This is a genomic window from Microseira wollei NIES-4236, assembly GCF_020521235.1.
Taxonomy (GTDB): Bacteria; Cyanobacteriota; Cyanobacteriia; order Cyanobacteriales; family Aerosakkonemataceae; genus Microseira; species Microseira wollei.
On record NZ_BLAY01000136.1, the window covers coordinates 20,333 to 28,025 of the forward strand.

Here is a 7,693-nt window from a genome sequence, read left to right on the forward strand (position 1 = left end):
CATAATGGTTAAATTGGGTTAATTGGCTATTACAAAAATTTAATATACTTTACAAATCTTAGGTAAATGAGGTGCGGCTTTTTTAGATAAAAATGGATAAACAAATTGGTCAGAAACGCAAATTTTAAGATTTATTCAGGAAGTGTGAGAAGGGGATACCAAACTGTTAAGATGGGGGTCTTACGAATTTTTCAAGCATCACATGATTCAGTCACTCGTTGCTGTTATTGATGGCACTAGAGCGCGGTTTCTATGCCTAGAGCAAGCCGAATTGCCGGAGTATGAATCTGGCCCGAATTTAATCGAACGCAAAGATATCTCCAATCCGACTAAAGAACTTGCAGGGAAAGAGCTGTGGTCGAATGTGAAAACAGGGCGCAATAAAGGTTCGGGGGGTCAAGCTCACGCCTATGACGATCATCGACAAAACCATGTAGATGAATTTGAGCGCCGCTTTGCAGTTGCCATTGCAACGGAAATCGTCAACCTAACTCAGGCAGAGCAAACTCAGCGATTGCTCCTAGTCGCAGAACCGCAAATATTAGGATGCGTAAGGGAAGCACTTGCACCCGTTTTACCTAAAAACATACAACTGCAAGAACTAGCGAAGGACTTATGCAAACTTAAACCACAAGAAATTCACGAGCATCTAGCCCAGAAAAATCTGTTGCCAGTGCGGAAAAAAATGACAAGTTAGGTTATTTTCAACCAACAGGTACCCAAAGCACTTGCTTTGACTCGGACGCCTGGACGGAATACAATTAAGATATGAGAAAAAGCGTCCGAGTACGCAACTCAAAGTCCTTACCTATTCGCAGCACTAATAGGCTCCAAAGGGGGAAAAGGCACAGAACTTTGAGCATCGGGAACGGGAGGTTTTTATGAACATTATGTCTACTTTCCTCTCCCCCAGAAAACTGGAAGGACTGGAAACCTGCCTATTACTCCCCCTACGCAACATGGTATTGTTGCCAAAAATTACCCTACCGGCGATCGCCGGCAAGCCGCGCTCTATGGCAGCAGTAGAAGCAGCGATGCTGACTAGGCACAAGCATCTGATTATCGCTGCCATCCGTCCGGAAGCGCAAAAGCGACTGGAAGACGACGAAAATGCCGAAATAGAAACCTTGGAGGAACTATACCCCGTTGCCACCCTGGCTGTCATACAGCGGGTGGTGCGATTACCCGTCGGACCAATTCAGCTGGTGGTTCAAGGTCAAGAACGAGTCAAAATTGAACAACTGCTAAAGCAAGATCCAGCATACGAAGTCGAGTTTCGGCGGCTACCCAAACTGACACCAGAAGCAGCGATAGCAGCAGGAACCAAATCCCAGACGCTGGAAGCCTTGAACGGTGCGATAAAATCCCTCTGGCGCGAAGCTGCGGCGATCAATCCCAACTTTCCAGAAGAGATTTTGGCAATGTTGCTTCACAGTGACGATCCGATGGAGTTAGCTTACGAAACAACCACGCTGCTGCAACAGGAAGTGCCGCAAATGCAAGCAGTGCTAGAACAAGACAACCTAGAAATGCTATTGCGTCAAGTTCTGGGTTCTTTGCAAGAGGAAATAGAAGTCCAGCGCCTGCGCGGTGAAATTTTGGGAGAAACAAGAAAGGAAATAGACGATCAACAGCGGGAATTCATTCTGCGCCAGCAACTGAAGAAAATTCAAGAGGAATTGGGGGAAGGAGATCCCGAACGCCAGGAAATTGAAGAGTTGCGTAAGCATCTAGCCACAACCCAATTGCCAGAAGTCGCCGAAAAGCAAGCCAAACGGGAACTCGCTCGCTTAGAACGAATTGGCAGCAGTTCGGCAGAAGGCGGGGTGATTCGTACCTACCTCGACTGGCTATTAGAAATGCCCTGGAATAAAACAGTACAAGACAACCTCAACCTGAAAAATGCCAGGGAAGTCTTAGATGCCGACCACCACGGACTGGATAAAATTAAAGACCGTATAATCGAACACCTGGCAACGTTTAAGTTAAAACAAGAAGCCCAGACTAGGAAAATGGCAGACGATCCCCCCTTGAGTTCCCCCCTTAATCAGGGGGGAACTCAAGGGGGGACCATCGGTACGGTACTCTGTTTCGCAGGGCCGCCAGGAGTGGGTAAAACCAGCCTCGGTCGTTCGATTGCTCGCGCCTTGGGGCGTCCCTTCGAGCGCATTAGTCTGGGTGGATTGCGCGATGAAGCCGAACTGCGAGGACACCGCCGCACTTACATCGGTGCAATGCCTGGTCGCATCGTGCAAGCACTGCACCGCGCTGGCGTGAAAAATCCGGTAATTATGCTCGATGAACTCGATAAAATCGGCATGGACTATCGCGGCGATCCGGCATCGGCGTTGCTGGAAATCCTCGATCCGCAACAAAATTACTGCTTCCGGGATCTGTACCTGGATCTGGATTTTGACTTATCGCACATTTTCTTTATCGGCACCGCGAATGACTTATCCAAAATTCCCGCACCCCTGCTAGACCGATTAGAAATTATCGAACTCTCGGGATATTCCGACCAAGAGAAACTGGCGATCGCGCAAAAATACCTGCTACCCCGTCAAATCGAAAAAGCCGGACTGCCAGCTGATGCAGTGGAAATACCGAGAGAAACTTTAAGCAAAAGTATAGAATATTACACGCGGGAAGCCGGAGTCCGCAAACTAGAACAACAACTCGGTGCGATTTGTCGCAAGGTTGCCGTCCGCTATGCCAACGGCGAAACCAATCCAGTGGTTATCCATCCAGAACAGCTCCAAGAATTCTTAGGGCCCAGGCGCTTTTTGCGAGATGAGGTGCGAAAAGTTACACAACCAGGCGTCGCTACTGGTCTTGCTTGGACGCTGCAAGGTGGGGAAGTTTTATTTGTGGAGGCGGTGTTGTTACCTGAAGGTAAAGACTTGACCTTGACAGGACAACTCGGCGAAGTGATGCAAGAATCAGCCAGAATTGCCCGGTCTTACGTGTGGTCGAGTGCGGCGGCGTTGGGAATAGACTTGAGTTTATTTAAAGATAATGGCTTGCATATCCACGTCCCGGCGGGTGCGATTCCCAAAGATGGCCCCTCCGCAGGAGTGACAATGGTTACAGCGATCGCATCCTTATTAACCAACCAACCCGTGCGAACCGATACCGCCATGACGGGAGAAATTAACCTCAGCGGCGAAGTCCTCCCCATCGGCGGCGTGCGGGAAAAAGTGTTAGCAGCGCACCGCGCGGGAATGAAGCGGGTTTTATTACCGCAACAAAATGGGAAAGATTTGGTCGATGTGCCAGAAGATGTCTGCAAAGAAATCGAATTGGTTTTGTGCGATCGCATCCAGCAAGTGCTAGAAAATGCCCTAATAAATAAACCCGATGTTCAACCTCACCAATTGCTGATTGCTAATTGCTAATTGCTAATTGCTAATAGAGGATTTTTACTGACATTAGCCATTAGCCATTAGCCATTAGCCATTAGCCATTAGCTATTAGCGATTAACTATTACTGGCGTAAAACTCTTGCCATTAACATCTGAGGTTCGACGTTCTCAACATCAGGAATTGCTTCCAACTTAGAAATTCCCATGAGGGCGTCGGAAATTTTGCCCGATTGGGCGCGCAACCAAGCGGAGTGAGGGGCGTAGGAGAGACTTTGAGCGATTTCATAACCAGCTTGCTTAATTGCTTCGCGGTGGGATTCAACGTCAACTTTCTCAGCAAAGCGGATGAAAACCATTCCGGTGGGAACGGCTAGGGAACCATCGGGTTGTAATGTGTAAATTGGCCCGATTGTGGCTTGAGTGGAAGTTAACCTGGTGGTATTGTCCGGTTCGCCTGGAAAAACTGCGATCGCGCCGTCGTTAAGTTGTAAAACCGCTCCCCCTGCGCTCTCCCTGGGTTCGTTATAGTGTACTGCGTAATACCCAGGCTGACGCTGGTATAAAACCGCAGACCGCTCTGTCCCAGCACGGATTTGTTGGGGATATTCGGAAAAGTAGTCTGTCTGGTATCTCACTTGAGCAATGGGAGGTAGAGAGTAAATTTGCCAGGGTTCTGATATCAGGAATAACTGAGTCGGAAAATAAATCATCTCTCTTAAGTAGTAATAACGTGAAACTTAATTTTGTCCAAACCGATGGTAAAATATGCCTACCGTAGCCTTCCAGCCTGCGCGGTTTTTGAGACTCGCTCCGGGCGCGCTCTGTCTCTGTTCTGGAAACACCGAGGGAAAACTTGTATTAAGTTATTGAAATTAATTCTGACAAAGCTTAGTTTTCTGCGAATCTCAATTTAGATATAACACAACAAAAGGAGATTAACATATGGTTACCGTTCGCTATGGCGGTAAAAACGGTGGAGATTATCAACTTGCTATCAGTGACGAGCATATTGTAGTTCGCACCCAGAGTCACGGCGCTCTTATGGGCGACACACCGTTTGAAGTCGCACCCGTATCGCCCGAATCCCGCAGCATCCTCAATCAATTCAATTTGCAAACACAGTTTCGCCCAGCGGGTGTAGAAGTTTTGCGTGCTAAAGACTCAAGTCAGGGCGCTGCTTTGCGCGACAGGGCAAGAGCAATTTTGAAGCAAGAACCTGAAATCGAATTTGCCGGACGTGTTCTGGTCGATCCACAGTCGATGCAGCCAGTAGTTTACACCGAAAACCTCTTCGTTAAGTTCGATTGGCAACAGGAGTCAAGTGTTTGTCAAGAGGTGTTACAGCGTTACGGGTTAACAATTAAACGCCAGCTTGGGTATGCACGAAATGCTTACTTTGTCAGCGCACCCACAGGTACTGGTATAGCAGTGTTTGACATTGCCTCAAGGCTGCTGAATGAGGAATCTGTTGACCTGTGTCATCCCGAATTAGTGCGCGAGTTGCGCCGTCGTCGAGTTTTTCCTCAGCAGTGGCACTTGAAGCCAACAACGATTAACGGTAAAACTGTCGATGCCCATGCCAACGTTGAGGCAGCTTGGCAGTTGAGCGATGGAACGGGGACAATTATCGCTATTATTGACGACGGCGTAGATATCGATCACGAAGAGTTCCGTTCCTCTGGGAAGATTGTCGCGCCTCGCGATGTGACGCGCAAAACTAACGATCCGAAACCGGGAAGCGGGGATAACCACGGTACCGCCTGTGCGGGGGTAGCATGTGCCAACGGCAACTTTGGTGCATCTGGGGTAGCACCGGGAGCCAAGCTGATGCCGATTCGTTTCGCTTCTGACTTGGGGTCCCAGGCGGAAGCCGATTCCTTCGTCTGGGCGGCTCAAAATGGTGCTGATGTCATCTCCTGTAGCTGGGGACCAGCAGATGGCGATTTTACCGACCCCAAAGATCCTCTGCACAATCAGGTGGTGCCGCTTCCCGACTCGACGCGACTAGCGATGGACTTTGCGATTAATCAGGGTCGCAACGGTAAGGGATGCGTAATATTATTTGCTGCTGGCAATGGCAACGAGAGCGTGGATAATGACGGTTATGCCAGCTACTCAAAGGTAATTGCCGTGGCGGCGTGTAATGACCGCAGTCAGAAAAGTCCCTACAGTGACTTTGGCAATGCCGTCTGGTGCGCTTTTCCCAGCAATAATTACTATCCCTCTCTGAGTCCTGGGATTTGGACTACAGATCGCTCTGGTAAAGTTGGCTACAATCCGGGTAATGCGACTCTGGGTGACGCAGGTGGAAACTATACGAATAGTTTCGGCGGTACTTCCAGCGCCTGTCCGGGTGCAGCGGGTGTAGCGGCGCTGATCATTGCGCGCAATCCGGATCTGCGTTGGGATCAGGTACGAGACATCCTTAAACAATCCTGCGATCGCATCGATCAAGCTGGAGGAAAGTATGATGCCAACGGTCGTAGCCCATTGTATGGCTACGGTCGGATTAATGCTCGCAAAGCGGTGGAATTAGCCAAACCAGATCAACCTTCCCCCGTCACCATCTTTAAAGCTGTCCAGGACGTACCTATTGGTGACCTGAAGACTTCAACGCTGACTTTAGCGATCGCTAATACCGACCCCATCAATTCGATTAAAGTGGGTGTGGACATCGAGCATACCTACATTGGCGACTTGGTAGTTACCCTCCGCCCTCCGGCGGAAATGGGCGTCACTCCAGTCATTTTGCACGATCGCACTGGCGGAGGAACCGATAATATCAAACAAACCTATGACGAGGTGAACGCATCTGGACTTGCTGGTTTTAAGGGTAAAAGTCCGAAAGGAACCTGGACTCTGGAAGTTACAGATAAGGCAGCTGGGGATACTGGAAAGATTCGCAGCTTGACTCTGGAAATAGGTTTTAAGTAGTAGATAGAGCGATCGCTTGATATCATGTCCGCTGGCGTTGGGCATCCCACGCGGGGGGGCGGGTTTAATCACATATCTCGTGGTTCCAAGGATTGGTTGGTAAAACCCGCCCCTACAACACAATTAACTGTATAAGTCGGATGCTAACGGACACGATATGACATAAGCGATCGCCCTCCTCAATCCCCCTACCTACCCTCAGTTTTCTTCTGGGGAGGTGGGGGGATTTTGTTTTGTGCCTCAGCTTGTTTCACCGCCGTTTCAACGATGAATGCAGCCAAGTTGGCGGTGGGTCGTCCTTCAGCATCAGCCCATCGCTCCAGTGCATCAAAAACGGCATCAGGCAAGGTTAGATTCAGTCGTTTACTCACAGCGATCGCGTACTTGACTTTGCTTCCATCGTACATTTCTGCGTCTTTACCGTGATCCCATGTATGATATCTCTATTACATTTACATCATATTTGTGTTAATTTATAACAAACACCAAAAAGTCAAAGCCAGCACCCACAGCCTGAGAAACTTGGGAGTGCTGGCCTTGGCTCCAACGTTAGATGGAGACAAAAACGATTATGGCTTACCAAAAAAATGGGTGATTAGCCCCGTCCTTCTGGGACGGCTTCCTGATAGAATGTAGTTGGTTTCAGGGTGAAAAACCGCTAGAACGTGCCCGACAAATATGGCCCAAACAGTGCCACACGACAGCCTAGAAAATAATAAAGACCACGAGCAGCGATAACTCGATAAACAGCGCAGTAAGCCCAAATCCAGGCTGAATGATTTAGAAAAACATGAAAGGAGTAATCCGCGTACCGTGGGGCACACGGAAACGTACCTTGAAATAGGTAAACGCTTGGAGAGTAGTCCACCACAAGGGCGTCTAGATATTAAGTGATATTCTAGTAGGCTCGGACTAGACATAATTGTGTAAGACCTAAGTAGGGGGAACCCAAAAGGGCAGTGATTAGCTCAAGAATCTTCGCCCTTCTAGGGCGGAGAGTTGTCAAAAAGACCGTCTTAACCACTGGGCGATCGCTCGCTTATTGCCGCATAACCAATGGGTTATCGTGGCGCGATACCGCAGTCGGTCGGATGCGGAGGGACACTTTCAGTTTGTGCGCCGCCGGATGCCCAATGTGCAATTCAAGGTGGTGTTTGATATGGCGGTGAGTGAGCGATCGCTGCTTGCCCGATTGTAACCCTGTGGCGGTAGGGGCACGGCAATTAGATTCTCTCCCTTGGGCAGAAGATGTGCTGCTGCCGTGCCCCTGCATGTGGTGGGTGTTGGCGGTAGGGGCACGGCAATTAAGATCTTTCCGGAAAAGAAGATGTGCTGCTGCCGTGCCCCTGCATGTGGTGGGTGTTGGCGGTAGGGGCACGGCAATTAAGATCTTTCCG

7 protein-coding genes are annotated in these 7,693 nt (G+C 49.3%); 5 read left to right on the forward strand and 2 right to left on the reverse strand.

Annotated elements, in window-relative coordinates; all coding sequences use genetic code 11:
- The first annotated feature begins 202 nt into the window (after nt 1-202).
- Together MiSe_RS34050 and lon are read left to right on the forward strand one after the other, a co-directional pair.
- On the forward strand, nt 203-697 hold the full coding sequence (locus MiSe_RS34050) for a host attachment protein (protein ID WP_226588486.1): 495 nt from the start codon (nt 203-205) through the stop codon (nt 695-697).
- A gap of 184 nt (nt 698-881) precedes the next feature.
- The gene (lon, locus tag MiSe_RS34055; protein ID WP_226588488.1) at nt 882-3,395 is read left to right on the forward strand and encodes an endopeptidase La; all 2,514 of its coding nucleotides are present in this window, start codon (nt 882-884) and stop codon (nt 3,393-3,395) included.
- 89 nt (nt 3,396-3,484) lie between these two features.
- Here the strand turns inward: lon and MiSe_RS34060 are convergent, their stop codons facing one another.
- Nucleotides 3,485-4,072: a hypothetical protein gene (locus tag MiSe_RS34060; protein WP_226588490.1), complete on the reverse strand. Its 588-nt coding sequence runs from the start codon at nt 4,070-4,072 to the stop codon at nt 3,485-3,487.
- Between the two features lie 232 nt (nt 4,073-4,304).
- Between MiSe_RS34060 and MiSe_RS34065 the strand changes: the two genes are divergently transcribed.
- Nucleotides 4,305-6,296 carry a S8 family serine peptidase gene (locus tag MiSe_RS34065; protein WP_226588492.1) on the forward strand — a complete coding sequence of 664 codons (1,992 nt, stop codon included), beginning with the start codon at nt 4,305-4,307 and terminating at the stop codon, nt 6,294-6,296.
- 188 nt (nt 6,297-6,484) lie between these two features.
- On the opposite strand, the gene MiSe_RS34070 is transcribed toward MiSe_RS34065, so the two are convergent.
- Entirely contained in the window at nt 6,485-6,703 is a 219-nt protein-coding gene (locus tag MiSe_RS34070; protein ID WP_226588494.1) for a ribbon-helix-helix domain-containing protein, read from the reverse strand.
- Nucleotides 6,704-7,362: 659 nt separating this feature from the next.
- On the opposite strand from MiSe_RS34070, the gene MiSe_RS51380 reads away from it, so the two are divergent.
- The gene (locus MiSe_RS51380; protein WP_264196755.1) at nt 7,363-7,494 is read left to right on the forward strand and encodes a hypothetical protein; all 132 of its coding nucleotides are present in this window, start codon (nt 7,363-7,365) and stop codon (nt 7,492-7,494) included.
- Nucleotides 7,481-7,693: hypothetical protein (locus MiSe_RS34075; protein WP_226588496.1), on the forward strand; the 213-nt coding region annotated here is incomplete at its 3' end. The genes MiSe_RS51380 and MiSe_RS34075, both read left to right, overlap by 14 nt.

Bases quoted from the DNA above. Each gene is read 5' to 3' on its own strand.
- MiSe_RS34050 (WP_226588486.1), top strand. From the start codon at position 203: ATGATTCAGTCACTCGTTGCTGTTATTGATGGCACTAGAGCGCGGTTT.
- lon (WP_226588488.1), top strand. From the start codon at position 882: ATGAACATTATGTCTACTTTCCTCTCCCCCAGAAAACTGGAAGGACTG.
- MiSe_RS34060 (WP_226588490.1), bottom strand. From the start codon at position 4,072: ATGATTTATTTTCCGACTCAGTTATTCCTGATATCAGAACCCTGGCAA.
- MiSe_RS34065 (WP_226588492.1), top strand. From the start codon at position 4,305: ATGGTTACCGTTCGCTATGGCGGTAAAAACGGTGGAGATTATCAACTT.
- MiSe_RS34070 (WP_226588494.1), bottom strand. From the start codon at position 6,703: ATGTACGATGGAAGCAAAGTCAAGTACGCGATCGCTGTGAGTAAACGA.